The sequence below is a fragment of the Micromonospora sp. WMMD730 genome (genome assembly GCF_049178955.1).
Classification (GTDB): domain Bacteria; phylum Actinomycetota; class Actinomycetes; order Mycobacteriales; family Micromonosporaceae; genus Micromonospora; species Micromonospora wenchangensis.
On sequence record NZ_JBMHML010000002.1, the window covers coordinates 1,859,254 to 1,884,548 of the forward strand.

The window sequence follows — 25,295 nt, forward strand, 5'->3', positions numbered from 1 at the left end:
GTGATCCCGAGTTCTGCAAGGTTACTGCCGTATTGCCGCAGTGTTTGCAAGGTATTGCAGATTTTTTCGGCAAGGGCTAGCGTGCGGGCGAATCAGCGACCATAGGAAGGCCGTCGATGACACCCCCGCTGCCGCGCAAGGCGCTGCTCGCTCTGGTCTCCACCCTCACCCTCGCTCTCGTCGGCGTCCCGGTCGCCGTCCGGCAACTCGGCGCCGACGCCACCGACCGGCCGTCCACCATCGACGCCCTCGCCGCGGCCGGCGCCGCCCAGTGGGGCGCCGAACCCTCCACCGACGCGCTGCTCGCCGCCGGCACCGGTGAGGGACGTAACGAACAGTTCTACTTTGTCCTGCCGGACCGCTTCGCCAACGGCGACCGCCGCAACGACACCGGCGGCCTGACCGGGGACCGGCTGCGTACCGGCCTCGACCCGACCGACAAGGGCTTCTACCACGGCGGCGACCTCAGGGGCGTCATCGACAAGCTCGACTACATCCAGGGGCTCGGCACCACCGCCATCTGGCTCGCACCGGTGTTCAAGAACCGGCCCGTGCAGGGCAGCGGCGCGGACGTCTCCGCCGGCTACCACGGCTACTGGATCACCGACTTCACCCAGGTCGACCCGCACTTCGGCACCAACGAGGAGATGAAGCGGCTGGTGAAGCTGGCCCACCAGCGGGGCATCAGGGTCTACCTCGACGTCATCGTCAACCACACCGCCGACGTCATCAAATATGCCGAGGACAGGTACGCGTACGTCGACAAGAAGACGTCGCCGTACACCGACGCGCAGGGACGCGAGTTCGAGGACCGCAACTACGCCGACGGCACCCGGGCCTTCCCGAAGGTGAACCGGGACTCCGGGGCGTACACGCCGACCTTCGCCAGCCCCGCCGACGCGAAGGTCAAGGTCCCGGCCTGGCTGAACGACCCGACGATGTACCACAACCGGGGCGACTCCACCTTCGCCGGTGAGAACAGCGAGTACGGCGACTTCTACGGCCTCGACGACCTGTGGACCGAGCGGCCCGAGGTGGTCCGGGGCCTGACCAAGGCGTACGGCGACTGGATCGCCAGCACCGACGTCGACGGGTTCCGGCTGGACACCGTCAAGCACGTCAACCTCGACTTCTGGCCGCAGTTCAGCCAGGGCATCAAGCGCGCCGCCGACAAGGCCGGTAAGAAGGACTTCTTCATGTTCGGCGAGGTCTACAGCGCCGACCAGGAGGTCACCTCCACCTACGTGCGGCGTGGCGGGCTGCCGGCCACCCTCGACTTCTCCTTCCAGGAGGCGGCGCGCGGTTACGTCACCGCCGACGGATCGGCGAAGGCGCTGGCCGACGTCTACGCCAAGGACCCGCTGTACGCCGCCCGGGACACCGACGCCGGCCGGCTGACCACCTTCCTCGGCAACCACGACATGGGCCGGATCGGCTCGTTCATCGCCGCCGCCGGAGGTGACGACGCCCGTCAGCTCGGCCGGGACCGCCTCGCCCACCAGCTGATGTTCCTCACCCGGGGGCAGCCGGTCGTCTACTCCGGCGACGAGCAGGGCTTCACCGGGCCGGGCGGGGACAAGGACGCCCGGCAGGACATGTTCGCCACCCGCACGGCGGACTACCTCGACGACGACCTGATCGGCACCACCCGCACCCACGCCAGCGACCAGTTCGACACCACCCACCCGCTGTACCGCACCATCGCCGAGCTGGGCCGGCTGCGGGCGGCGCACCCCGGCCTGCGCGACGGCGTGCAGGTCACCCGGTACGCCGCCGACGGGCCGGGTGTCTTCGCCTTCTCCCGGATCTCCCCGGCCGACCGCACCGAGTACCTCGCCGCGGTGAACAACGCCGGCACCCCGCAGACTGTCACCGTGCAGACCTGGTCACCCGGCACCACCTTCACCGGCATCTACGGCGGCACGGCCACCCCGACCGCCGGCACCGACGGAAAGCTGAACCTGACCGTGCCCGCCGGTTCGGCCGTGGTGCTCCGGGCCGGTCGGCCCGTGCCGCAGGCCACCACGAAGCCGACCGTCACCCTCACCGAGCCGGGCACCGACCCGGTCGCCACCCGGGCCGCCGTCACCGCGCAGGTGACAGGTGACCCGCTGGCCACCGTCACCGTCGCCGCCCGGGTCGCGGGTGGAAAGTGGACCCTGCTGGGCAGCGCGCACACCGCGCCGTACACCGTGCACCACGACCTGACCGGGCTCGCCGGGGGCACCCGGGTCGAATACAAGGCGGTGGTCCGCGACGGGAAGGGGCGGACGACCGCCACCCGGTCGACCGGGGTGGTCGGCACCCCCGCGCAGGGCGCGTCCCGGGACTGGGTGGTGGTGCACTACCAGCGCCCCGCCGGGGACTACGCCGACTGGGGGCTCTACGCCTGGGGTGACCTCGACCCGGCGTACGTCACGCAGTGGCCCGCCGGGCAGCCGTTCGCCGGGGAGGACCCGTACGGCCGGTTCGCCTGGGTGAAGCTCAAGCCCGGTGCGACGTCCGTCGGATTCCTCGTGGTCGACAAGGCCGGCACCAAGGACGTCGCCAACGACCGCACCATCGACGTGACCACCACCGGCGAGGTCTGGGTCAAGCAGGGCGACCCGGCGCTCTATCCCACCCGGCAGGCCGCCACCGGCGAACCCGACCCACCCGTCGACGCGGGCACCGCGATCATCCACTGGCGCAAGGCCGACAACGACTACGCCGGCTGGGGCCTGCACCTGTGGGACGGGGCGGCCAACCCGACCGACTGGGCCAGCCCGCTGCCGCCCGAGAAGGTCGACTCGTTCGGCGCGCTGTTCCGGGTGCCGCTGGCGGCCGGCGCGACCGGGCTCAACTACATCATCCACCGGGGCGACACCAAGGATCAGCCCGACGACCAGCGACTCGACCTGACCGGGGTCGGCCACGAGGTCTGGCTGCTGGGCGGGGTGCCCGGCCGGCTGCTCCCCGCCACCGCCACCGGCACGACGAAGGACCTCGACATCACGAAACAGCAGGCGCAGTGGATCGACAGGTCCACCGTCACCTGGGCCGTCGGCCCGACCGACGGCAGGGCGTACGCCCTGGTGGCGGCACCGGCGGGTGGGCTGGGTGTGGTCGACGGCGAGCTGTCCGGGACGTACACCTCGCTGCCGTTGCGGGCGCAGCGCAACGGGCTCACCGAGGCCCAGCGGGCGGCCTTCCCGCACCTGTGGGCCCACCAGGCGTTCCACCTCGACCGGGCCGACCTGGCGAAGGTGCCGGCGGCGCTGCGCGGGCAGCTCGTGGTGACCGAGCGGGACGCCCGGGGCGCGCTGCTGCGCGCGACCGGGGTGCAGATCCCCGGAGTGCTCGACGACGTCTACCGCGCCGCCACCGACGCGACGCTCGGGGTCACCTTCAGTGGCAAGGTGCCCACCCTCGCGGTCTGGGCGCCCACCGCCCGCACGGTCACCCTCGAACTGTCCGACACGCCGTCGGCGTCGCCACGCACGGTGGCGATGCGTCGTGACGACCGCACCGGCGTCTGGTCGGTACGCGGCAGCCGCGACTGGACCGGCCGCTACTACCGCTACCGGGTGCAAGCCTGGCAGCCGGCCGCCCAGAAGATCGTCACCGCGTCGGTCACCGACCCCTACTCGGTGTCGCTCGCGGCGGACTCCACGCACAGCCAGATCGTCGACCTGACCGACCCGGCGCTCGCCCCGCCCGGCTGGTCCGGGCTGCGTAAGCCGGCCGCGCCGCCCGCGTCGCAGGCGCAGATCTCCGAGCTGTCGGTACGCGACTTCTCCATCGCCGACACCACTGTGCCGGCCGACCGGCGGGGCACCTACCTGGCCTTCACCGACCCGGGCACGGCCGGCATGAAACACCTGAAGGCGCTCGGCGACGCCGGGGTCAACTACCTGCACCTGCTGCCGGTGTTCGACTTCGCCACCATCCCCGAGAAGCGGGCCGACCAGCGGCAGCCCGACTGCGACCTGGCGGCGCTGCCGCCGGACTCCGACCGGCAGCAGGCGTGCGTCGCGGCGGTCGCCGACACCGACGGCTACAACTGGGGGTACGACCCGCTGCACTACACCGTCCCCGAGGGCGGCTACGCCGTCGACCCGGACGGGGCGCGGCGGACCGCCGAGTTCCGCCGGATGGTCGCCGGGGTCAACGGCGCCGGCCTGCGGGTGGTGCTGGACGTGGTCTACAACCACACCTCCGCCGCCGGCACCGACGAGAAGTCGGTGCTGGACCAGGTGGTGCCCGGCTACTACCACCGGCTGCTCGACGACGGCACCGTCGCCAACTCGACCTGCTGCGCCAACACCGCCCCCGAGCACGCCATGATGGGCAAGCTGGTGGTCGACTCGCTGGTCACCTGGGCGAAGCAGTACAAGGTGGACGGCTTCCGGTTCGACCTGATGGGCCACCACCCGAAGGCGAACATCCTGGCCGTCCGGGCCGCGCTGGACAAGCTGACCCTCGCCCGCGACGGTGTCGACGGGAAGAAGATCCTGCTCTACGGCGAGGGCTGGAACTTCGGCGAGGTCGCCGACGACGCCCGGTTCGTGCAGGCCACCCAGGCCAACATGGCCGGCACCGGGATCGGCACCTTCAACGACCGGCTCCGCGACGCGGTCCGCGGTGGCGGCCCGTTCGACGGCAACCCGCGCGTGCAGGGCTTCGCCTCCGGCCTGTACACCGACCCCAACGGCGACGACGTCAACGGCACCGCCGCCGAGCAGAAGGCCCGGCTGCTGCGCCACCAGGACCTGATCAAGGTCGGGTTGACCGGCAACCTGCGCGACTACCGGTTCACCGACTCCGCCGGCCGGCAGGTCACCGGGGCGCAGGTCGACTACAACGGCTCCCCGGCCGGCTACACCGCCGCCCCCGGCGAGGCGGTCACCTACGTCGACGCGCACGACAACGAGATCCTGTACGACGCGCTGGCGTACAAGCTGCCGACCGGCACCTCGGCGACGGACCGGGCCCGGATGCAGGTGCTGGCCCTGGCCACCACCGCGCTCGGGCAGGGCACCGGGTTCGTGGCGGCCGGGTCCGAGCGGCTGCGCTCGAAGTCGCTGGACCGCAACTCCTACAACTCCGGTGACTGGTTCAACCAGATCCGGTGGGACTGCGCCCGGGGCAACGGGTTCGGTGCCGGGCTGCCCCCGGCGGCCGACAACCAGGACAAGTGGCCGTACGCCAAGCCGCTGCTGGCCGACCCGGCCCTGGTGCCCGGCTGCGCCGCGATCGACCTGGCCGACGCCCGGTACGCGGAGCTGCTGGAGATCCGGCGGTCGTCGCCGGTGTTCGGGCTGACCACCGCCGCGCAGGTGCAGCAGCGGGTCGCGTTCCCGCTGTCCGGGGCGAAGGAGACCCCGGGGGTGCTCACCATAACGCTTGACGCCCGGGGGCTCGGTGGCCGGTGGAAGACCGTGACCGTGGTCTTCAACGCCACCCCGGCGACGGCGAAGCAGACGGTGGCCGGGCTCCGGGGCACCGACACCGCCCTGCACCCGGTGCTGGCCGGCTCGGCCGACCCGGCGCTGCGGACCGCGTCGTTCGACCGGTCGGCGGGCACCTTCACCGTGCCGGCGCGCAGCGTGGCGGTCTTCGTGCAACGCTGACGCGGACGACGACCGGCCCCCCTCCGCGTGTCGCGGAGGGGGGCCGGTGCGTGTCCTGCCCGGTGTGCCGCCGTCACCGGCCGCACGTCACCCGAGGATGCTCAGCCGAAGCAGTTCGGAATGGTGTCGCCCGGGATGGCCAGGCAGTTGGTCGGACGGTTCGCGACGATCGCGGACTTGTCGTCCACGTTCACCACGCCCTCGAAGGTGAACACACCGCCGGGGGCGAGGGTGGCGAAGTTGTTGGCGACCTTCGTCCGGCTGAGGTTGACCTCGCCGAAGATGTTGAAGATGCCGCCGCCGACGCCGATCGGACCGAGGGCCCGGTTGGCGACGACCTCGGACTCGCGCACCGTGGTGACGCTGTCCGCGTTGAACAGCCCGCCGCCGAAGAAGCCGGCGGTGTTCTCCTTGAGGTGGCTCTTCTCGATGGTGACCGCGCTGTCGAACGCGACGGCCACGCCACCGCCGACACCGGCGGTGCTGTTCTTGGCCACCGTCGAGTGGTCGACGTTGACCTGGGCGTCCGCCACCGCGAGACCGCCACCGGCGAGCACCGCGGTGTTCGACAGCAGTTCGGAGTAGCGCACGGTGGTGTTGCCGCCGATGTCGAGCACGCCACCGCCGAAGCCGAGCGTCTCGTTGTCGGTGACCTTGGACTTCTCGATCAGGACGGTGCCGCCGTCGACGTCCTCGGTGAAGATCTCCGCGGCGCCGTTGGAGACACCGCCGCCACCGACGATGGCGGTGTTGTCGGTGATCGTGGACTCGTCGACCGTGAGCAGGCCGGCGTTGAAGATGCCCCCGCCGAAGAAGAAGGCGGTGTTGTGGGCGACCTCGGTGTGCCGCAGCGACGTGGTGCCGAAGTTGGCCAGCCCGCCGCCGTTGCCGCCGGACTGGTTCAGCACGACCGAGGTGTCGAACAGGTTGGCGGTGCCACCCGGCTGCACCAGGATCCCGGCGCCGTCGTTGACGCCCGGCTCCTCGATCAGCGTGCTGACCTTCCCCGGCTTGGCCTTCGGCGCGGCCTTCACCGCGGCCTTGCGGGCGGCCTTCGGCGCGGCCTTCAGGCCGGCCTTCGGGTTCGCCTTACGGGCGGCGAGCGCCTGGGCCAGCGGGGTGCCGGCCTTGACCTGGGCGGCGATCGCCTGGGAGTCCGAGTAGGCCCCCCACACCGCTGCCGGGGAGACCGGCTGCAACGCCTCGATGGTCTGCCCACCCTTGATGGTCAGCCCCTTGAGGTTCAGGTGACCGCCCGGACCCACGTTGAGGATCCGGAAGTAGTCGGCGGTGGCGTCCCGGGTGATCGTGGTGTGCTCACCCCGCAGGGTGATGTCCTGGGTGATCACCGGCAGGCCGTTGCCGTCCTGGTTGCGGGTCAGGTTGTAGGTGCAGCCCTTGGCCAGGTCCAGCACACCGCCGTCGCGGCTGTTGGCGAAGACGATCGCCTGGATGAGCCGGTCGGTGTCGCAGGGCACCTCCTTCCCACGTTCGTGGTCCTTGCCGTCGCGGTCGTCCTTGCCGCCACGGTCCGGACCCTCCTCGCCGCGGCCCTCGTCGCCGCGACCCTGGTCGCCGTCCTTGGTGACCTGCTGAGTGGTGTTCCACTTCAGTCCGCTCACCCCGACCGCCCCGGCGCTGCCGGCGACGCCCACCGCGGCGAGACTGACCACACCTGTCAACCCGGCGACGCCACTGGCGAGCCAGAGCTTGCGACGGCTCCTGCTCCCCGTCGCCCGCGCGGAGGCTTCGTTGTTCGTTAGGTAGTTGGACATCGGAGCTCTCTGCCCTCTCCTCGTACCAGACAGGGTCGCCGCGCCTGAGCGGACGTCCCCTGCTACAAATCGGTTGTAGCTCCCGAAACCCACGGTATGAGAAGGTTCCTCGCTATGAGGTCAAACCCGAGGAAAGCCCGCCTTATTTACACGTTCCGGCGGTCGGTGACCCTGGGGACGAGCAGGCCCTCCGTGGTGTGATCCGCGCGGGAGCGCCGGTGCGGTGTGGGCAGCAACGACGACGGCCCCGCTGCCGGAGGCGTCCGCCGAGGGGCGGGACGCGTCCGACGGCGGGGCCGTCGCGGTGGGTGCGGGGGTCAGCCGGGCAGGTGGGGACCCGCCTCACGCTGCTCGGCCAGCCAGGTCTCCACCTCGTCCGAGCGGCGGGGCAGACCCGCCGACAGGTTCACCGAGCCGGTCGCCGTGACCAGGATGTCGTCCTCGATCCGGACGCCGATGCCGCGCAGCTCCTCGGGGACCAGCTCGTCCTCCGGCTGGAAGTACAGCCCCGGCTCGACGGTGAGCACGTAGCCCTCACCCAGCGCTCCGTCGCGGTACTTCTCCTTGCGGGCGTTCGAGCAGTCGTGCACGTCGATGCCGAGCATGTGGCTGGTGCCGTGCAGGGTCCACCGCCGGTAGACCGTGGAGGCCGGGTCCATCGCCTCGTCGACGCTCACCGGGAGCAGACCGAGATCCTTCAACGCCTCGGCGAGCACCCGCATCGAGGTCAGGTGCACGTCACGGAAGCCGACCCCCGGGCGGATCGCGTCGATGCCGGCCTGCTGTGCCGCGTACACCGCGTCGTAGACCTGGCGTTGCAGCGGGGTGAACCGGCCGTCCACCGGCAGCACCCGGGTCACGTCGGCGGTGTAGAGGTTGCGGTTCTCCACACCCATGTCCATCAGCAGCAGCTCACCCGGGCGGGTCGCGCCGTGGTTGTGCACCCAGTGCAGGATCGTCGCGTGCTCGCCCGCGCCGACGATCGAGCCGTAGCCGACGTCGTTGCCGTCGTGCCGGGCCCGCAGCGCGAAGATCCCCTCCAGCAGCCGCTCGGAGACACCCCGGTCGGCCGGCAGCGCGCGGGCCACGTCCTCGAAGCCGCGTACGGTGGCGTCGACCGCCTCCTGGAGCTGGGCGACCTCCCACTCGTCCTTGACCAGCTTCAGCTCGGCGATCGCGACCGCCAGCTCCCGGTCCCGGCCCGGCTGCCCCTCCTCGCGGGGGCCGTCCCACGGGCGTACCGCCTCGTCGACCCGCCGGTCGAAGCCGCGCAGCACCCGGGTCCGCCCCGGCGCCATCCGGGCCAGCGCCCCGTCCAGCGCGGACAGGTCCTCGGTGGCCAGGCCCAGCTCGGTGGACTTCTCGGCCAGGGTGTGCCGGCGGCCCACCCACAGCTCGCCGTGCCGGCTGCGGAAGAACTCGTCGGTCTCCCGCGAGGAGCGGGGGCGCATGAACAGCGTCGCGTCGTGCCCCGAGCCGTTGGGTCGCAGCACCAGGACGCTGTCCGGTTCGTGGTCGCCGGTCAGGTAGGCGAAGTCGCTGCCCGGCCGGAACGGGTGGTCGGTGTCGTTGGCGCGTACCTTCTCGGTGCCGGTGGGGATGACCAGCGTCTCGCCCGGGAAGGCCGCGGACAGGGCTTCCCGCCGCTTGGCGTGGTGCGGAACCTCCGGCCGGGGACCGACCGGCAGGCTGGTGTCCCGCCAGCCCTGCCGCATGAAGGACAGGAACGCCTCCGGAAAGTCCGGATCGTGCGATTCGGTGCCGTCCGCCGGCTTGCCGTCCGTCCGTTCCTCGGCCATGTCGGCTCCCTTCGCCTCGTCGCTCGTCCAGACGGTACTCCGGCTCCGCCCGGACGGGGTGCCTGCGGTCCCGCACCCGACGCCCCGCCCGCACCCGACGCCGTCCGGGTGGCCCGACCCCGTCCGGGGCCCGGGGTCGGGGCCCGGCGGATCGTGCCGTGGGGAGGGGGACAGAGCCTGCGGTGCCGCGCGGACGGATTGCGCCGCGTGGAAAGATGTCGGCCATGTGCGGACTCCTGGCCTTCTTCAGCGCGAACGGCAACGCCGCCGCCCACCGCGACAACATCGCGGGGGCGTTGGAATGCCTGCACCACCGCGGACCGGACGAGACAGGGGTCGAGGTGGTCGGCGACGCCACCGGCCACTACGCGGACGGGGTGTTCGCCCACAAGCGGCTGGCCATCATCGACGTGGCGTCCAGCCACGAGCCGCTGCCCTATGCCAACGGTCGCTACCTGCTGACCTTCAACGGCGAGATCTACAACTACATCGAGCTGCGTGAGGAGCTGGCCCGCAGCTTCGGCGCCCAGTTCGCCACCGCCGGGGACGGCGAGGTGATCGTCGCCGGCTACCACTACTGGGGCGAGCAGGTGCTCACCCGGCTGCGCGGCATGTTCGCGTTCGTCATCTGGGACCGGCAGGAGCGCCGGGCGTTCGGCGCGCGGGACTACTTCGGCATCAAGCCGCTGCACTACCTGGAGACCGCCGACGGGCTCTACCTCGCCTCCGAGAAGAAGGCGCTGCTGCCCTTCGCGCACTCCTACTACCAGGGTGACGCCGGCATCGACACCGCCAACCTCAGCCACTACCTGACCCTCCAGTACGTCCCCGAGCCCGGCACCCTGCACCAGGGGATCAGCCGGATCGGCTCCGGGGAGTACCTGACCTGGTCGCCGGGGGGCCGGCTGGACGTGCGGCGCTGGTACCGGCCGGTGTTCCGGCCCGCCCCGGTCGCCGACGAGCAGCGGCTCTACCACGAGATCCGGGAGACGCTGCGGGAGAGCGTCCGGATGCACATGCGCTCCGACGTGCCGGTCGGCTCGTTCCTGTCCAGCGGCATCGACTCCACCGCCGTGGTGGCCCTGGCCCGCGAGTTCAACCCCAACATCCTCACCTTCACCGTCGGCTACGACGTGCCCGGCTACTCCGAGATCGACGTGGCCCAGGACTCGGCCCGGCACCTCGACGTGACCACCATCGCCACCAAGATCGGCCCGCAGGACATGATCGAGGCGCTGCCGAAGATCGTCTGGCACCTGGACGACCCGGTGGCCGACCCGGCGCTGGTCCCGCTCTACTTCGTGGCCAAGAAGGCCGCCGAGCACGTCACGGTGGTGCTCTCCGGCGAGGGCGCCGACGAGTTCTTCGGCGGCTACACCATCTACCGCGAGCCGCTCTCCCTCGGCACCGTCAACGGCCTGCCCGGCGGGGTGCAGAAGGGCCTGCGGGCGGTCTCCAAGGCGATCCCGCAGGGGGTCAAGGGCAAGAGCTTCCTGGAGCGCGGCACCACCCCGATCGAGCAGCGCTACTACGGCAACGCCCGGATGTTCACCGAGGAGGAGAAGCGGCACCTGCTGCGCCGCTACGACCCGTCGGTGCGCTACACCGACGTCACCGCCCCGATCTACGCCGAGTGCACCGAACTCGACGACGTCACCAAGATGCAGTACGTCGACCTGTACACCTGGCTGCGCGGCGACATCCTGGTCAAGGCGGACCGGATCTCCATGTCGCACTCCCTGGAGGTCCGGGTGCCGTTCCTGGACCGGATGGTCTTCGACGTGGCGTCGACCATCCCGGTCGACCTGAAGCTGCCGCCCCGCTCCGACGCCACCAAGTACGCCATGCGCCAGGCGTTGCAGGGCGTCGTGCCGCCGGCCATCGTCAACCGCAGGAAGCTGGGCTTTCCCACCCCGACCCGGGTCTGGCTGCGCGGCGAGATGTACGAGTGGGCCCGGCACGTGCTGTCCACCTCCGCCGCCGGCGACCTGATCGACCTGTCGTACGCGATGCGGCTGCTGGAGGAGCACAAGCGCGAGGAGGCGGACAACTCCCGCAAGGTGTGGACGGTGCTGATCTTCTGCATCTGGCACGCCATCTTCGTGGCCAAGACCCTCGACCCGGGCATCCAGCGCAACCAGTCGGCGCTGCTCACCAAGCCGGTGGTCGGCAGCATGGTCCGCTGACCCCGCCCCCGGTCCCGTCGGCACCGCCGCGACGGACACCGGGCCCGGACGGACCGGAGGCCCCCACCCGATCGGGTGGGGGCCTCCGGTGTGCGCGTTCAGCGTCGGGTCACCGGCCGGAGCAGGAGACCGTCGGCAGCCCGTTGGTGCCGGAGCTGCTCGCCGTGAAGCCGAACGTGGTCGTCTTCTCCGGCGCGATCGAGCCGTTGTACGCGGCGTTGGTGACGGTCACCGTCGACCCGCTGGTGCTCAGCGAGCCGTTCCAGACCTGCGAGATCACCTGCCCGTTGGGCCAGGTCCAGCTCGCCGCCCAGCCCCCGTAGGTACGGGTGCTGTGGTTCATGATGGTGACCTCACCCTGGAACCCGCCGGACCAGGCGCTGACCACCTTGTAGACCGCCATGCAGTCGCTGTTGCCCGGCGGCGGGGTGGTGGTCGGCGGCGGGGTCGTGGTCGGCGGCGGCGGGGTGGTGGTCGGCGGCGGGGTGGTCGGCGGGGGCGTGGTCGGCGGCGGGGTGGTGGTCGGCGGCGGCGTGGTCGGGTTGTTGCCGCTGCCGACCCCGGTCACCTGACCGTTGCCACCGTCGAAGGTGACGTCCGAGCAGCCGAAGAAGTTCTCCTGGCTGTCCGAGCGCACCCAGCGGGAGTAGATGATGTGCCGGCCGGACTTGCCCGACGGCAGGTTCCCGCTGAAGTAGTAGTGCCCCTCGTTGGTGCCCGACGCGCCCCGCTGGGGCGGGTTGGTCACCGTGAGGAAGGGCTCCTCCAGGTCACTCCAGGCCAGCGGCCGGGTCGGGCTCCAGCTGTCCTTCGTCACGTAGAAGTAGAAGGTGCCCGGGTGGTGGGCCCAGTTGCTGTACTTGAAGTCCAGCCGTGCGCCGGACGTCAGGTGGGTCAGCGGCCAGTCGGTGCGGGCCAGGTCGTACCCGGCGAAACCGGTGTTGCCGCCGCTGCACAGCTTGCCGTCGGGGATGAACCCGACGGTGCGGCCACCGGCGTCCGAGCGGAGCACGCTGAACCAGTTGTAGAGGGAGTTGGTGCCGCTCTGGGCGACGGCGGCGGAGCAGGCCGGGTTGTTCGGCCTGATCTCACCGGTCGGGCTCAGGCCGTCCTGCCAGCACAGGTAGGTCCGGCTGCCCGGCACGATCGGCGTGCCGTGGGCGGCAGCCGGTTCGGCCTGCACCGTCAGGGCCACGGCCCCGAAGGCGAGGGTGGCGGCCGCGGTGAACAACGCGGCCGTACGGGAACGGAGCACGAGCTTCTCCTGATCCGCGGGGTGGCGCGAGCGCCCGCCCCGCACAAGGGTGGGGGATGCGTCGGTCGCGGCTCTGGCCGGCGGCCCGACAGGGGCCGACGGACGCGCGCCGTCGGCGGTCCGTGCCCACGGACCGGTGCCTCTCGCGTCAGACCCCAGCTGATCGCCGAGCGGGTGCGGCAGCCCTCCGCGCCGGCCCGGCACCTCAATACCATCACGCCCGGATGAACCACGCAATAGTCGTTGCTCGATGGGTGGGATCTGGTTGCCCGGCCGGCCCCGATCGGCATGGACCGTTGTGCCAGCCTGGTAGCCGGACGACGACGCGCTGGGAGGCGACGTGGGGTACGCGGTGGTGCTCGGTGAGGCGCTGATCGACCTGTTGGACGCCGAGTCCGACGGGCAGCCGGTGTTCCGGCAGGCGATCGGGGGCGGCCCGCTCAACGTCGCCGTCGGGGTGGCCCGGCTCGGCGGCACCGCCGAGTTCGTCGGCTCCCTCGGCGACGACGTGCTCGCCGGCCGCATCCGCGGCTTCCTGGCCGACGCCGGGGTCGGGCTGACCGGCGCGGTCACCGTGCCCGCACCCACCACGCTGGCCGTCACCACCCACACCGGGGCGGAACCGGACTTCCGCTTCTACGGCGAACCACCGTCGTACGGCCTGCTCACCGCCGACGACCTGGACGTGGCGCTGGTCGAGGGCGCGGACGTGCTCTACTGCGGCTCGATCGTGCTGCTGCGCCCCCCGACGCTCGCCGCCGCCCGGCGGGCCTGGTCGCTCGCGCCCGGCCTGCGGGTCTTCGACCCCAACGTCCGGCCCCGGCTGCTGTCCGGCCCGGCGGAACTGGCCGGCCTGCGCCAGGTGGTGGTGGAGTTCGCTGCCTCGGCGCACCTGGTGAAGCTCAGCGGCGCCGACGCCGCCCTGCTCTGGCCCGACGAGCCGGTCGAGGGGGTCGCCGCGTACCTGCGGGAGCTGGGCGCGGGCACGGTGGTGGTGACCCTCGGCGCGGACGGTGCCCTGGTCGCCGCCGGTCCCGACCCGGTCCGGGTGCCCGCTCCGAAGGTACGCGCGGTGGACGCCACCGGCGCGGGCGACTCGGTGATGGCCGCGCTCGTCGCCGAACTGCTCGCCGACGGGGAACCGACCGCGCCGGCCGACTGGCACCGGCGGGTGGCGTTCGCGCTGCGGGTCGCCGGCCTGGTCTGCGAGTCACCCGGCGGCGCGGTCGCCATGCCCACCCGGGACGCGGTCCGCCGCCGCTTCGCCGAGTGAGCGCGGCCCACCCGGTCACCGCGGCGACCGGGTCGACGGTCGTGCGCGGCGCGGTGGCAGCCTGCCCGGACCGGCCGCTGCGGCCGGCGGCTCAGGGCGTGCCGTCGAGTTCCCGGTAACCCCGGCGGGCGGCGACGAGACCGGGACGCGCGCCGAACGGGGACTCGGCGGCCACCCGCTCCGGCGGGGCCCCGCCCGTGTGCGCGGCCCGGATCAGCCAGGCCAGCTCGACCAGCCGGGCGTGCTGGGCCCGGACGAACTCCACGTCCACCGGCGTGCCGTGGCCCGGCACCACCACCGTGTCGGGGGTGGTCATCCGCAGCAGGTCGGCCACCGCGTCCGGCCACTGCAACGGGTACGACTCCTCGAAGGCCGGCGGCCCGGACTGCTCCACCAGATCCCCGGCGACCAGCACGTCGGCGTCCGGCACGTGCACCACCAGATCCGCGTCGGTGTGCCCGTGCCCCGGGTGCCGCAGCACCACCCGCCGGCCCCCGACGTCCAGCACCGTCTCGGTGTGCACGGTGTGCGTCGGGGCCAGCAGGGGCGTCCCGGCCAGTTCGGCGGCGAGCGTGGGATGTTCCGCCCGCATCTCCTCGTACGCCGCCCGGCGCAGCTGCTCCGGTCGGTCGCGCAGGGCGGCGGCGGCCACCTCGTGGGCGTACACCGGGCGGGGCGGGTCGGCGGCGAGCGTCGCGTTGCCGAAGCAGTGGTCGAAGTGGTGGTGGGTGTTGACGAGCGTCCACGGGTACGGGGTGACCGCCCGCGCGGCGTCCGCCAGCGCGGCGGCCTGCCCGGCGGTGGACAGGGTGTCCACCAGCAGCGCCGCGCCGTCACCGACCACCAGCGTGACGTTGACGTCGAGCAGCGGCTCGCGCAGCACGTGGACCCCGTCGGCGACCGCCGTGAACCGGAACGTCACGACGCCCGCACCGCCCGTGCCACGAAGCGCTGCCGGTCGACGAGCGCCCGTTCCACCCGGCCCGAGGCCACGGTGGTGTCACCGTCGGTCACCGTCACCGCGAACAACAACCGCCGGCCGTCGGCCTCGACCAGCCGGGCGTGCGCCACCACCGTCCGCCCGACGGGGGTGGCGGCCAGGTGCGCGAGCTCCACCCGGACCCCGACCGTGGTGCTCCCGGCGGGCATCGCGGCGGCCGTCGCGGCCACCGTGGCCGCCTCGGCGAGGGCGAGCACCCGGGGGGTGGCCAGCACCGGCACGTCACCGGAGCCGACGGCTGCGGCGGTGTCGGCCCCGGTTACGGTCAGTTCGACCCGGGCGGTCAACCCCGGTGGGAACGGGGCGTCCGGTTGTTCCTGCATCCGCTCAGCCTAGTGGGGGTCACCGGGACCGACCGGACGACGGGCCGGCCGGGACACCCACCCGTCGACGCACCGGTGGTCGGCGGTGGTCGATGCGTCGCCCACCGTTAACCTTGACGGCGATGGCCGTTGTGACTGAGCCCCCGCCCCCCGTCCCGACCGACACCCCCGACCCGTCCGCCGGCGGGCGACGGCGGGTGACAGCGATGTCCGTCTGGGCCGTCGCCTTCGTCGTGACCTGGCTGGCCATCGGCCTGCCGACCGACCCGGCGTACGCCTTCCTGTGGATCTGGGCGGGCACCGTCGCCTGGAACTGGGGCCGGCCGTGGCGCAGTCACCTGCGCTTCGCCCGGGACTGGATCCCGGTGGTGCTGCTGCTTGCCGTCTACAACCTGTCCCGGGGCTTCGCCGACAACGGCCGGACCCCGCACGCCTACGAGCTGATCGTCGCCGACCGGGTGATGTTCGGCTGGGCCACCGGGGGCGAGGTGCCGACGGTCTGGCTCCAGCAGCACCTCTACCGGCCCGACGTGCGTTGGTGGGACGTGCTGGTGAGCTGGGTCTACTTCTCCCACTTCGTGGTGACGCTGGCCGCCGCCGCCGTGCTCTGGCTGCGCAGCCGCGAGCGCTGGGCGGCGTACATGCGGCGCTGGGGTTTCCTGTGCGCGGCGGGCCTGGTCACCTACTTCGCCTACCCGGCCGCGCCGCCCTGGTGGGCGGCGCAGAACGGTCTGCTGAGCGAGGTCGCCCGGATCTCCACCCGGGGGTGGAAGGAGTTCGGCATGCACGGCGCGGGCAACCTGCTCAACGCCGGGCAGATCGCCTCCAACCCGGTCGCCGCGATGCCGTCGCTGCACACCGCCTGGGCGCTGTTCGTGGTGCTGTTCTTCCTGCGTTCGACCCGTCGCCGGTGGTGGCCGCTGCTGCTCGCCTATCCGCTGGCGATGACCTTCACGTTGGTCTACAGCGGCGAGCACTACGTCATCGACGTCCTGGTCGGCTGGGCGTACGTGGGGATGACGTTCCTGGTCGTCGGGCTGGCCGAGCGGGCCTGGCGGGCCCGCCGCGCCCGGCGCGGTGCCCCCGACGACGGTCCGCCGCCCGGCGGATCCGCCCCCACCCCGGTCACCGTCAGCGGGAACGCCGGACGCTGATCAGCGGGCCCGGCGGGCGGCGTGCGCCCGCGCGGTCAGCTCCGCGGCGAGCGCCCACGCCTGCGCCAGGTCACGGTCGTGCGCGGCGGCCCCCGACCCGCCGGCCGTGTCGACGTGCACGGTGGCCAGCCGCAACCGGCGCTGCGCCGGCCCCTGCACCACCCGCACGCTCTGCATCCGGGCGTACGGCACCAGCGTCAACTGCCGGGTGAGCAGGCCGGAGCGGACGGCGAAGACCCGCTCGTGCAGGCCCGCGCCGAGCACCCGGGCGCTGAGCGGGCGCAACCAGCGGGCCCGGCCCGGCGGGGGCGTCAGCGGCAGCGCGGTCAGCGCCACCCCGGGCAGCACCTCGTCGACGATCGCCGCCCCGACGGTCAGGTCACCGACGGGCAGCAGCCGGTCGGGCCGGTTGCGGTCGTCGGCCTCGCCGCCGGAGTAGCCGGCGACCTCCAGCCGCAGCCGCAGCCACCCCTTCATCCGCCAGAGCAGCGGCCAGGTCACCCCGACGGTCTGCACCCGATCCAGCGGCACCGTCTGCACCCGGGTCTCCAGCAGGCCGTTGTGGATGCGTAGCCGGTCGGCCTCGCGGGCCAGCCGGAAGTTCCAGTCGTCGAGGACCCGGCGGACCGGTTGCAGCAGCACACCGGCCATCGCGGTCAGGGTGCTGGCCACCGCGATGAACGACCAGGAGCCCTCGGAGAGGAACTGCGCCACCACGAAGGCCACCCCGACCGGCAGCAGGAACGCCTGCGGGGTGAGCAGCTGGCTGACCAGCAGGTCGGTGTTGGTCACCGCGTGCAGCGGCCGGCCGGCCGGCTCCCGGTCGACCGGCGCGCCGGCGTCCCCGCCCGGCGGCACGACGGCTGTCGACTGCGGGCCGGGGCCGGTGGTCGCCCCGTCGGGCAGGCCGGCGGCCACGGCGAGCAGCCGTTGCCGTAGCCGGGCCGCGTCGGCGACCGACAGGTACGCCAGCGGCGCTTCGGTCTTGCCGCCGCCGACCACCTCCAGGCGCAGCTCGGCCAGGCCGGTGAGCTGCGCCAGCAGGGGGCGGACCACCTCCACGGCCTGCAACCGCTCCAGCGGGATCGCCCGGGTCCGCCGCCACAGCAGCCCCTCGTACACCCGCAGTTCCCGCCCGACGATGTGGTAGCCGGTGTTGTACCAGCTCACCACCGCCAGCACCGTCGCGCCCAGGGCGAGCACCGCCACCAGCACCGCGAACCAGCCGAAGCCGACCCGGGACAGTGTCGACCAGGAGAGCCCGGCGATCACCACGACCAGGGACTTCGCCCCCTGCAACACCGGGCTCAGCGGGTGCAGCCGCTGCCGTGGCTCGGCACCGGCCGGCCCGCCCGTCCCCACCGGCGGGGCAGCCGGAGCCGCCGGGACGTCGGGTGCCGTCGGGGCGTGCGGGGGCGTCGGGTGGGGTGCGCCGGGGCCGGGGGAACCGTCGGTCACAGTCCCTCCGCCCGGTCCTCACCGAGGGCGGTGAGGCGGTCGCGGAGCCGGGCCGCCTCCGCCGGCCGCAGGCCGGGCACCCGGGCGTCGGTGGCCGCCGCGGCGGTGTGCAGCTGCACGGTGGCGAGGTCGAAGGCGCGTTCCAGCGGGCCCGCGCTGACGTCGACGAACTGCATCCGCGAGTACGGCACGATGGACAACCGGCGGACCAGCAGCCCGTGCCGGACCAGCAGGTCGTCGGCGCGTTCGGCGTACCCCCAGGCGCGCACGGCGCGGACGATCGTCACCACCCGCCAGGCACCGCCGAGCAGCACCACGGCACAGCCGGCACCGAACAGCCAGTGCCCGGTGAACGCCCAGCCCAGCGCCAGCCCGACCAGCAGCACCGCCAGGCCCATCGCCAGGCGGAGCAGTTCGACCCAGATCAGGTCGGTCGAGATGGGCTGCCAGTGGACCGTGTCCGGCCAGGGTTCCAGGGCGCTCACCGGGGACTGGGGTGGCTCGGCAGCGTTCACGCTTCGAGGGTATGCGATCCGGGGAGCGCGGTGACGTCACGGAGGAAGCCGCGGGCGTCGAGGAAGTCGCCGAGGCTGCCCCGGTGGGCCGGGCAGGCGAGCCAGGTCTTGCGCCGCTCGGGCTCGTGCAACCGGGGATTGTTCCAGCGCAGTGCCCACGCGGCGGGCGCGCGGCAGCCCCGGGACGAACAGACGGGTGGCTCGCCTGCGGGGGTGGGATCGGTCACCAGGGGAGTGTAGGCGCGCGCCGGGGCCGGGGTCGTGCGCCGGGACCGGGGAGGTGCGCCGGGCCGGAGAAGCCGGGGCCGGAGAAGAGGTGAGCGCCGGGCGGCCACGGGGGGAGCCGCCCGGCGACGGGGTGAATCGTACACGTGGCAGGCCCCTTCGTGTCCAGCCTCGTTCAGCGATTCGGTGATCCGGACGGCGTACCCGAAATCGGGTTCTCCCCACCTCGGCTCTCAGCCGGGCATGCGAGTCTTGTTACCGCACCACGCCACGACGACCGAACATGCTGTGGAGGACCGGTGGCCCAGCCGACCACGCCCGACGCCCCGACCCCGAACGGGACGGCCCCCGAGACACCCGCGGCGGTGACCACCCCCGCCCAGGACGCCACCCTGCTGGAACGGGCCCTGTTCGAGATCAAACGGGTGATCGTCGGTCAGGACCGGATGGTGGAGCGGATGTTCGTGGCGCTCCTGGCCCGGGGGCACTGCCTGCTGGAGGGGGTGCCCGGGGTGGCCAAGACCCTCGCCGTGGAGACGATGGCCCGGGTGGTGGGCGGGCAGTTCGCCCGGGTGCAGTTCACCCCGGACCTGGTGCCGGCCGACATCATGGGCACCCGGATCTACCGGCAGTCGAGTGAGAAGTTCGACGTCGAGCTGGGCCCGGTCTTCGTGAACTTCCTGCTCGCCGACGAGATCAACCGGGCCCCGGCCAAGGTGCAGTCGGCGCTGCTGGAGGTGATGAGCGAGCGGCAGGTGTCGATCGGCGGGCAGAGCCACCGGGTGCCCGACCCGTTCCTGGTGATGGCGACCCAGAACCCGATCGAGCAGGAGGGCGTCTATCCGCTGCCGGAGGCGCAGCGGGACCGTTTCCTGATGAAGATCGTCGTCGGGTATCCGACCGACGCCGAGGAGCGGGAGATCGTCTACCGGATGGGGGTCGCCGCGCCCGAGCCGGCGCAGGTGTTCGACACCGACGACCTGCTCGCCCTGCAACGCAAGGCCGACCAGGTCTTCGTGCACAACGCCCTGGTCGACTACGCGGTACGGCTGGTGCTGGCCACCCGCAGCCCGGCCGAGCACGGGATGCCCGACGTGGCCCGGCTGATCCAGTACGGGGCCAGCCCGCGTGCCTCGCTCGGCCTGATCCGGGCCACCCGGGCGCTGGCCCTGCTGCGCGGCCGGGACTACGCGCTGCCCCAGGACGTCCAGGACATCGCGCCGGACATCCTGCGGCACCGGTTGGTGCTCAGCTATGACGCGCTCGCCGACGACGTGCCCGCCGACCACGTGGTGCACCGGGTGATGTCGACCATCCCGCCGCCCTCGGTCGCGCCCCGGCAGCAGGCGTCCGGGCCGCCGCCGGTCAGCGGCCCGCCGGCCGCCGGCTGGCCCGGGCAGCACCCGTGACCGCACCGGTACGCCCGGCCGACGCCAGTGGGGAGCGGACCGAGGCGGTGCTGTCCCGCCTGCAACTGCTGGTGACCCGCAAACTCGACGGGCTGCTCCAGGGCGACTACGCGGGCCTGCTGCCCGGTCCGGGCAGCGAGGCGGGGGAGTCCCGCGAGTACCGACCCGGCGACGACGTACGCCGGATGGACTGGCCGGTGACCGCCCGCACCACCACCCCGCACGTGCGGCGTACGGTGGCCGACCGGGAGTTGGAGACCTGGCTGGCGGTGGACCTGTCGGCGAGCCTGGACTTCGGCACCGGCCGGTGGCTCAAGCGGGACGTGGTGGTCGCCGCGACGGCCGCGTTGACCCACCTGACGGTGCGCGGCGGCAACCGGATCGGCGCGGTGATCGGCACCGGGGCCCCGCCGCCGGCCCCGCCCACCCGCCGGTGGCGCTCCGCCCCGCCACCGGCGCCCACCGGGCCCGGGGTGCTGACCCGGGTGCCGGCCCGGTCCGGCCGGCGGGAGGCGCAGGCGCTGCTGCGCGCGGTGGCGCACACCCCGCTGCGCCCCGGACGCGGCGACCTCGGCGCGCTGGTGGACCTGCTCAACCGGCCGCCGCGCCGCCGGGGCCTGGCGGTGGTGATCTCGGACTTCCTCGCGCCGCCCGTGCAGTGGGGCCGGCCGCTGCGTAAGCTGCGGGTCCGGCACGACGTGCTGGCCATCGAGGTGGTCGACCCGCGCGAGCTGGAGTTGCCCGACGTGGGGGTGCTGCCGGTGGTGGACCCGGAGACCGGGGAACTGCACGAGGTGCAGACCGCCGATCCGCGACTGCGCCGCCGCTACGCCGAGGCGGCCGCCGCCCAGCGCGGCGCGATCGCCACCGAGCTGCGGGCCGCCGGGGCCGGGCACCTGATGCTGCGTACCGACCGAGACTGGCTGCTGGACATGGTGCGATTCGTGGCCGCCCAGCGGCACGCCCGCACCCGGGGGACGACGCGATGATCCGTCTCATGCAACCGTGGTGGCTGCTGGCCCTGGTGCCGGTACTGGTCCTGGCCGCCGCCTACGTCTGGCGGCAGCGCCACCGCCGGGCGTACGCGATGCGGTTCACCAACGTGGACCTGCTGCGTACCCTCGCGCCGAAGGGGTTGGGGTGGCGACGGCACGCGGCGGCGACCGCGCTGCTGCTGGCGATGGTGGCGCTGGCCACCGGGATGGCCCGCCCGGCGATCGACACCGAGGAGCCGCTGGAGCGGGCCACCGTGATGCTCGCCATCGACGTGTCGTTGTCGATGCAGGCCGACGACGTGTCGCCGAACCGGTTGGAGGCGGCGCAGGAGGCGGCCAAGCAGTTCGTCGGCGAGCTGCCGGCCAGCTACAACCTGGGGCTGGTCTCCTTCGCCAAGGCGGCGAACGTGCTGGTGGCGCCCACCAAGGACCGGGCCGCGGTGACGGCGGCGATCGACGGGCTGACCCTGGCCGAGGCGACCGCCACCGGCGAGGCGGTCTTCACCTGCCTGGAGGCGATCCGGTCGGTGCCGGCCGACGGCGCGGCCGGTATCCCGCCGGCCCGGATCGTGCTGCTCTCCGACGGGTTCCGCACCTCGGGCCGGTCGGTGGAGGAGGCCGCGGCGGCGGCGCAGGCGGCGAACGTGCCGGTCTCGACCATCGCGTTCGGCACGGACTCTGGGCAGGTCGACATCGGCGGTCAGTTGCAGCGGGTGCCGGTGGACCGGCTGGCGTTGGCCCAGCTCGCCGAGACCACCGAGGGCTTCTTCTACGAGGCGGCCTCGGTGGCCGAGCTGAAGCAGGTCTACCAGGACATGGGTTCGTCGATCGGGTTCCGCACCGAGCCCCGCGAGATCACCCAGTGGTACGCGGGGGCGGCGCTGCTGCTGGCGCTCTGCGCGGGCGGGCTGAGCCTGCTCTGGACGTCCCGGATGCTCTGAGGTCGGCCGGGACGTCCCGGGGTGCGGTGCCCGTACCCCGGGACGTCCCGGCGGTGATCCGGGTCCGGGGCGTCCCGGCGGTGCTCGCGGGTGCGGGGCGCGCGGGTCGGCGCGGCGGTCTCAGTGACCGCCGCCGGCCAGCACGAACACGACGGCCACCCAGACGGCGGCGAGGGTGAAGCCCAACGGGGCGACGTAGCGGCTCATGAACGGCTCCGGTGGCGACTGGACGGTCCGCGGGGCGGGCGGGACCGCAGGGGTTGATCAGGGCGCGCACACGAAGTCGTGACCGGGGTGCTCCACGGGGGCGTCCCGGCGCGGGACGGCACCACCTACCGGTCTGTCGGCCGGGGCCGCAGGCGGGCGGTGACGGGGAGCGGGAGCTGGGTCAGCTCGACCGACTGAGTCGTGGCTCAGCGGGGCTGACGGACGGCCCGGCCACGACTGGGAGGATCGCTATCTCGCACAGCGATCACCTCCTGCGGTCGGCGGGGCCAGAAACGCGAGTCGCATTCGGCTCGCGGACGCTGATCATCGTACAACGGGGGCACCCGCGACGCGCATTCGGCCGACCCGGCCCCGGACGGTGGTCGCCTGCTCCCGGAGGGTGGTCGCCCCGCGATTCCTCCCGGCCGCCGCGCCGGGCCCGGTGGCGCACTGTTAGCGGTTACCTGCCGGTAACGCCTAGGCTCCGACCGGAATGATCAGCGGAACCGAAGGGGGACCCGTGGCCCGCACCGTGCTGGTGACCGGCGGCAACCGGGGAATCGGACTGGCCATCGCCCAGGCGTTCGCCAAGCAGGGCGACCGGGTCGCGGTCACGCACCGCAGCGGCGACGCGCCGGAGGGACTGTTCGGCGTCCGGTGCGACGTCACCGACAGCGCCTCGGTCGACGCCGCGTTCACCGCCGTCGAGGCCGAGCTGGGCCCGGTCGAGGTGCTGGTCGCCAACGCCGGAATCACCGACGACACGCTGCTGATGCGGATGTCCGAGGAGCAGTTCACCGGGGTGCTCGACACCAACCTCACCGGCGCGTTCCGCTGCGCCAAGCGGGCCTCGTCCAAGATGCTCCGGGCCAAGTTCGGCCGGATGATCTTCATCTCGTCGGTGATCGGGCTCTACGGCGGCGCCGGCCAGGTCAACTACGCGGCCAGCAAGGCCGGCCTGGTGGGGGTGGCCCGGTCGATCACCCGGGAGCTGGGCAGCCGCAACATCACCGCGAACGTGGTCGCACCGGGCTTCATCGACACCGAGATGACCGCCGCCCTGCCCGAGGAGCGCCGTACCGAGTACCGCAAGGTCATCCCGGCCGGGCGGTTCGCCGCGCCGGACGAGGTCGCCGGGGTGGTCACCTGGCTCGCCTCGGACGCCGCCGGCTACATCTCCGGTGCCGTCATCCCGGTCGACGGCGGCCTCGGCATGGGTCACTGAGAACGTACGGAGGAAGCCAACACATGTCAGGACTGCTCGCCGGTAAGCGGCTGCTCGTCACCGGCGTCATCACCGACGCCTCGATCGCCTTCTCGGTGGCGAAGCTCGCCCAGGACAACGGCGCCCAGGTCGTGCTCACCGGCTACGGTCGACTCTCGCTGGTCGAGCGGATCGCCCGGCGGCTGCCCCAGCCGGCGCCGATCATCGAGCTGGACGTGACCAGCCCGGAGCAGCTCGCCGGCCTGGCCGACCAGGTACGCGAGCACGTCGACGGCCTCGACGGGGTGGTCCACTCGATCGGCTTCGCCCCGCAGAGCTGCCTCGGCGGCGGCTTCCTCGACGCCTCCTGGGAGGACGTGGCGACCGCGCTGCACGTCTCCACGTACTCCTACAAGTCGCTGGCCATGGCGGCGCTGCCGCTGATGTCGCCGGGCGGCTCGGTGGTCGGGCTGACCTTCGACGCCACCAAGGCGTGGCCGGTCTACGACTGGATGGGGGTGGCCAAGGCCGGGCTGGAGTCCGCCTCCCGCTACCTCGCGCTGCACCTGGGCAAGAAGGGCATCCGCAGCAACCTGGTCGCCGCCGGGCCGCTGCGCACGATGGCCGCGAAGTCCATCCCCGGCTTCGAGCAGTTCGAGCAGGCGTGGACCGAGCGGGCCCCGCTCGGCTGGAGCCTCACCGACCAGGAGCCGGCCGCCCGCGCCTGCCTGGCCCTGATGTCGGACTGGTTCCCGGCCACCACCGGCGAGATCGTCCACGTCGACGGCGGTTACCACGCCCTGGGCGCCTGAGCCGCACGCGGGGGCCCCGGACCGGGGCCCCCACGTAACCTGCGGGACCAGGGGCCGTCGTCAGGCCGTCGCCGACCGCGGGGGAGAATGACCCCATGTCGTACGACGCATTGGTGCTGGTCTCCTTCGGTGGCCCGGAGCGGCCCGAGGACGTGCTGCCCTTCCTGGAGAACGTGACCCGGGGGCGGGGGGTGCCGCCCGAGCGGCTGGCCGAGGTCGCCGAGCACTACCTGCACTTCGGTGGGGTCTCCCCGATCAACCAGCAGTGCCGCGAGCTGCTCGCCGCGATCCGGGCCGACCTCGCCGCGCACGACGTCGACCTGCCCGTCTACTGGGGCAACCGGAACTGGGACCCGATGCTCGCCGACACCGTGGCGCAGATGCGCGACGACGGGATCACCCGGGCGCTGGCGTTCGTCACCAGCGCGTACGGCGGCTACTCGTCGTGCCGGCAGTACCAGGAGGACATCGCCGCCGCGCGGGCCGCCGTCGGCCCGGACGCCCCGGTGATCGACAAGCTGCGCCAGTTCTGGGACCACCCGGGCTTCGTCGAGCCGCACGCCGACGCGGTGCGCTCGGCGCTGGCCCAGCTCGACCCGGCCCGGCGGGACACCACCCGGCTGGTCTTCACCGCGCACTCCATCCCCACCTCGGCGGCGGCCACCGCCGGCCCGCACGGCGGCCGGTACACCGCGCAGCTGGCGGAGACCGCCCGCCTGGTGCACGCCGTCGCCGCACCCGACCTGCCCTACGACCTGGTCTGGCAGAGCCGCTCCGGCCCGCCGCAGGTGCCCTGGCTGGAGCCGGACGTCAACGACCACCTGACCGCCCTCGCCGGGCAGGGGGTGACCGGTGTGGTGGTCAGCCCGATCGGGTTCGTCTCGGACCACCTGGAGGTGGTCTGGGACCTCGACACCGAGGCGTCCGAGACGGCCAAGCAGCTCGGCCTGGACTTCGTCCGGGCGGGCACCCCCGGCACCGACCCGAGGTTCGTGGCGATGGTGCGCGAACTGGTGGCCGAACGCACCACGCCCGACGGGCCGGCGACCCGCCGCCGCCTCGGTGAGCTGCCGATGTGGGACACCTGCCCGACCCCGTGCTGCGTGCCGGCTGCCCGCCGCCCCTGATGCCGACGACCCGCCCTCCCCGACA

18 protein-coding genes are annotated in these 25,295 nt (G+C 73.0%); 10 read left to right on the plus strand and 8 right to left on the minus strand.

Translation table 11 applies throughout. The features are described 5' to 3' along the window. The first annotated feature begins 116 nt into the window (after window positions 1-116). Window positions 117-5,612 carry a pullulanase-type alpha-1,6-glucosidase gene (gene pulA / locus ACN265_RS08475; protein WP_421406644.1) on the plus strand — a complete coding sequence of 1,832 codons (5,496 nt, stop codon included), beginning with the start codon at window positions 117-119 and terminating at the stop codon, window positions 5,610-5,612. Between the two features lie 101 nt (window positions 5,613-5,713). Here the strand turns inward: pulA and ACN265_RS08480 are convergent, their stop codons facing one another. Next, complete coding sequence (locus ACN265_RS08480; protein WP_420119618.1) at window positions 5,714-7,387, minus strand: right-handed parallel beta-helix repeat-containing protein; 1,674 nt, start codon at window positions 7,385-7,387, stop codon at window positions 5,714-5,716. 317 nt (window positions 7,388-7,704) lie between these two features. Continuing rightward, entirely contained in the window at window positions 7,705-9,186 is a 1,482-nt protein-coding gene (locus ACN265_RS08485) for an aminopeptidase P family protein (RefSeq protein WP_421406646.1), read from the minus strand. Window positions 9,187-9,410: 224 nt separating this feature from the next. On the opposite strand from ACN265_RS08485, the gene asnB reads away from it, so the two are divergent. After that, a complete protein-coding gene (gene asnB / locus ACN265_RS08490) occupies window positions 9,411-11,372 on the plus strand; it encodes an asparagine synthase (glutamine-hydrolyzing) (protein ID WP_420119620.1) in 1,962 nt (653 codons plus the stop codon). A 109-nt stretch (window positions 11,373-11,481) separates the two neighbouring features. Here asnB and ACN265_RS08495 read toward each other — a convergent pair whose 3' ends face one another. Further along, window positions 11,482-12,627 carry a lytic polysaccharide monooxygenase gene (locus ACN265_RS08495; protein ID WP_357931942.1) on the minus strand — a complete coding sequence of 382 codons (1,146 nt, stop codon included), beginning with the start codon at window positions 12,625-12,627 and terminating at the stop codon, window positions 11,482-11,484. Between the two features lie 340 nt (window positions 12,628-12,967). Here ACN265_RS08495 and ACN265_RS08500 point away from each other — a divergent pair, with 340 nt between their 5' ends. After that, window positions 12,968-13,900, plus strand: coding sequence for a carbohydrate kinase family protein (locus ACN265_RS08500; RefSeq protein WP_204926138.1), 933 nt, complete (start codon window positions 12,968-12,970; stop codon window positions 13,898-13,900). 91 nt (window positions 13,901-13,991) lie between these two features. Here ACN265_RS08500 and ACN265_RS08505 read toward each other — a convergent pair whose 3' ends face one another. Both ACN265_RS08505 and ACN265_RS08510 read right to left on the minus strand, forming a co-directional pair. Continuing rightward, the gene (locus tag ACN265_RS08505) at window positions 13,992-14,822 is read right to left on the minus strand and encodes an MBL fold metallo-hydrolase (RefSeq protein WP_421406649.1); all 831 of its coding nucleotides are present in this window, start codon (window positions 14,820-14,822) and stop codon (window positions 13,992-13,994) included. Next, window positions 14,819-15,223 carry a thioesterase family protein gene (locus ACN265_RS08510; protein ID WP_421406651.1) on the minus strand — a complete coding sequence of 135 codons (405 nt, stop codon included), beginning with the start codon at window positions 15,221-15,223 and terminating at the stop codon, window positions 14,819-14,821. The genes ACN265_RS08505 and ACN265_RS08510 overlap by 4 nt, the downstream gene beginning before the upstream one ends. Before the next feature lie 122 nt (window positions 15,224-15,345). Between ACN265_RS08510 and ACN265_RS08515 the strand changes: the two genes are divergently transcribed. Next, window positions 15,346-16,377, plus strand: a complete 1,032-nt coding sequence (locus ACN265_RS08515; RefSeq protein WP_421406652.1) for a phosphatase PAP2 family protein — start codon at window positions 15,346-15,348, stop codon at window positions 16,375-16,377. On the opposite strand, the gene ACN265_RS08520 is transcribed toward ACN265_RS08515, so the two are convergent. Genes ACN265_RS08520 through ACN265_RS08530 form a run of 3 tightly spaced genes read right to left on the minus strand, consistent with a single transcriptional unit; the run spans window position 16,378 to window position 18,577 of the window. Next, on the minus strand, window positions 16,378-17,835 hold the full coding sequence (locus ACN265_RS08520; RefSeq protein WP_421406653.1) for a PH domain-containing protein: 1,458 nt from the start codon (window positions 17,833-17,835) through the stop codon (window positions 16,378-16,380). Next, window positions 17,832-18,350 (minus strand): PH domain-containing protein, encoded by a 519-nt coding sequence (locus ACN265_RS08525; RefSeq protein WP_307826231.1) that lies wholly within the window; start codon window positions 18,348-18,350, stop codon window positions 17,832-17,834. The genes ACN265_RS08520 and ACN265_RS08525 overlap by 4 nt, the downstream gene beginning before the upstream one ends. Further along, complete coding sequence (locus tag ACN265_RS08530) at window positions 18,347-18,577, minus strand: hypothetical protein (protein WP_204926143.1); 231 nt, start codon at window positions 18,575-18,577, stop codon at window positions 18,347-18,349. Before ACN265_RS08530 ends, ACN265_RS08525 begins: the two co-directional genes overlap by 4 nt. A 297-nt stretch (window positions 18,578-18,874) precedes the next feature. On the opposite strand from ACN265_RS08530, the gene ACN265_RS08535 reads away from it, so the two are divergent. The 6 genes from ACN265_RS08535 to ACN265_RS08560 all read left to right on the plus strand — a co-directional run bounded on the left by ACN265_RS08535 (window position 18,875) and on the right by ACN265_RS08560 (window position 25,270). Continuing rightward, window positions 18,875-19,984 carry an AAA family ATPase gene (locus ACN265_RS08535; RefSeq protein ID WP_204926144.1) on the plus strand — a complete coding sequence of 370 codons (1,110 nt, stop codon included), beginning with the start codon at window positions 18,875-18,877 and terminating at the stop codon, window positions 19,982-19,984. Continuing rightward, window positions 19,963-20,973: a DUF58 domain-containing protein gene (locus ACN265_RS08540; protein WP_421411428.1), complete on the plus strand. Its 1,011-nt coding sequence runs from the start codon at window positions 19,963-19,965 to the stop codon at window positions 20,971-20,973. The genes ACN265_RS08535 and ACN265_RS08540 overlap by 22 nt, the downstream gene beginning before the upstream one ends. Beyond that, on the plus strand, window positions 20,970-21,920 hold the full coding sequence (locus ACN265_RS08545) for a VWA domain-containing protein (protein ID WP_421406654.1): 951 nt from the start codon (window positions 20,970-20,972) through the stop codon (window positions 21,918-21,920). Before ACN265_RS08540 ends, ACN265_RS08545 begins: the two co-directional genes overlap by 4 nt. A gap of 727 nt (window positions 21,921-22,647) precedes the next feature. Next, entirely contained in the window at window positions 22,648-23,352 is a 705-nt protein-coding gene (fabG, locus tag ACN265_RS08550; protein WP_421406655.1) for a 3-oxoacyl-ACP reductase FabG, read from the plus strand. Between the two features lie 23 nt (window positions 23,353-23,375). After that, entirely contained in the window at window positions 23,376-24,143 is a 768-nt protein-coding gene (gene fabI, locus ACN265_RS08555; protein WP_204926147.1) for an enoyl-ACP reductase FabI, read from the plus strand. A gap of 95 nt (window positions 24,144-24,238) precedes the next feature. Further along, window positions 24,239-25,270, plus strand: a complete 1,032-nt coding sequence (locus ACN265_RS08560) for a ferrochelatase (RefSeq protein ID WP_421406656.1) — start codon at window positions 24,239-24,241, stop codon at window positions 25,268-25,270. Window positions 25,271-25,295: the final 25 nt, after the last annotated feature.

What these genes read in the sequence shown, in the direction of transcription:
- pulA (WP_421406644.1), top strand. Translation starts at nt 117, where the DNA reads ATGACACCCCCGCTGCCGCGCAAGGCGCTGCTCGCTCTGGTCTCCACC.
- ACN265_RS08480 (WP_420119618.1), bottom strand. Translation starts at nt 7,387, where the DNA reads ATGTCCAACTACCTAACGAACAACGAAGCCTCCGCGCGGGCGACGGGG.
- ACN265_RS08485 (WP_421406646.1), bottom strand. Translation starts at nt 9,186, where the DNA reads ATGGCCGAGGAACGGACGGACGGCAAGCCGGCGGACGGCACCGAATCG.
- asnB (WP_420119620.1), top strand. Translation starts at nt 9,411, where the DNA reads ATGTGCGGACTCCTGGCCTTCTTCAGCGCGAACGGCAACGCCGCCGCC.
- ACN265_RS08510 (WP_421406651.1), bottom strand. Translation starts at nt 15,223, where the DNA reads ATGCAGGAACAACCGGACGCCCCGTTCCCACCGGGGTTGACCGCCCGG.
- ACN265_RS08515 (WP_421406652.1), top strand. Translation starts at nt 15,346, where the DNA reads ATGGCCGTTGTGACTGAGCCCCCGCCCCCCGTCCCGACCGACACCCCC.
- ACN265_RS08545 (WP_421406654.1), top strand. Translation starts at nt 20,970, where the DNA reads ATGATCCGTCTCATGCAACCGTGGTGGCTGCTGGCCCTGGTGCCGGTA.
- fabI (WP_204926147.1), top strand. Translation starts at nt 23,376, where the DNA reads ATGTCAGGACTGCTCGCCGGTAAGCGGCTGCTCGTCACCGGCGTCATC.
- ACN265_RS08560 (WP_421406656.1), top strand. Translation starts at nt 24,239, where the DNA reads ATGTCGTACGACGCATTGGTGCTGGTCTCCTTCGGTGGCCCGGAGCGG.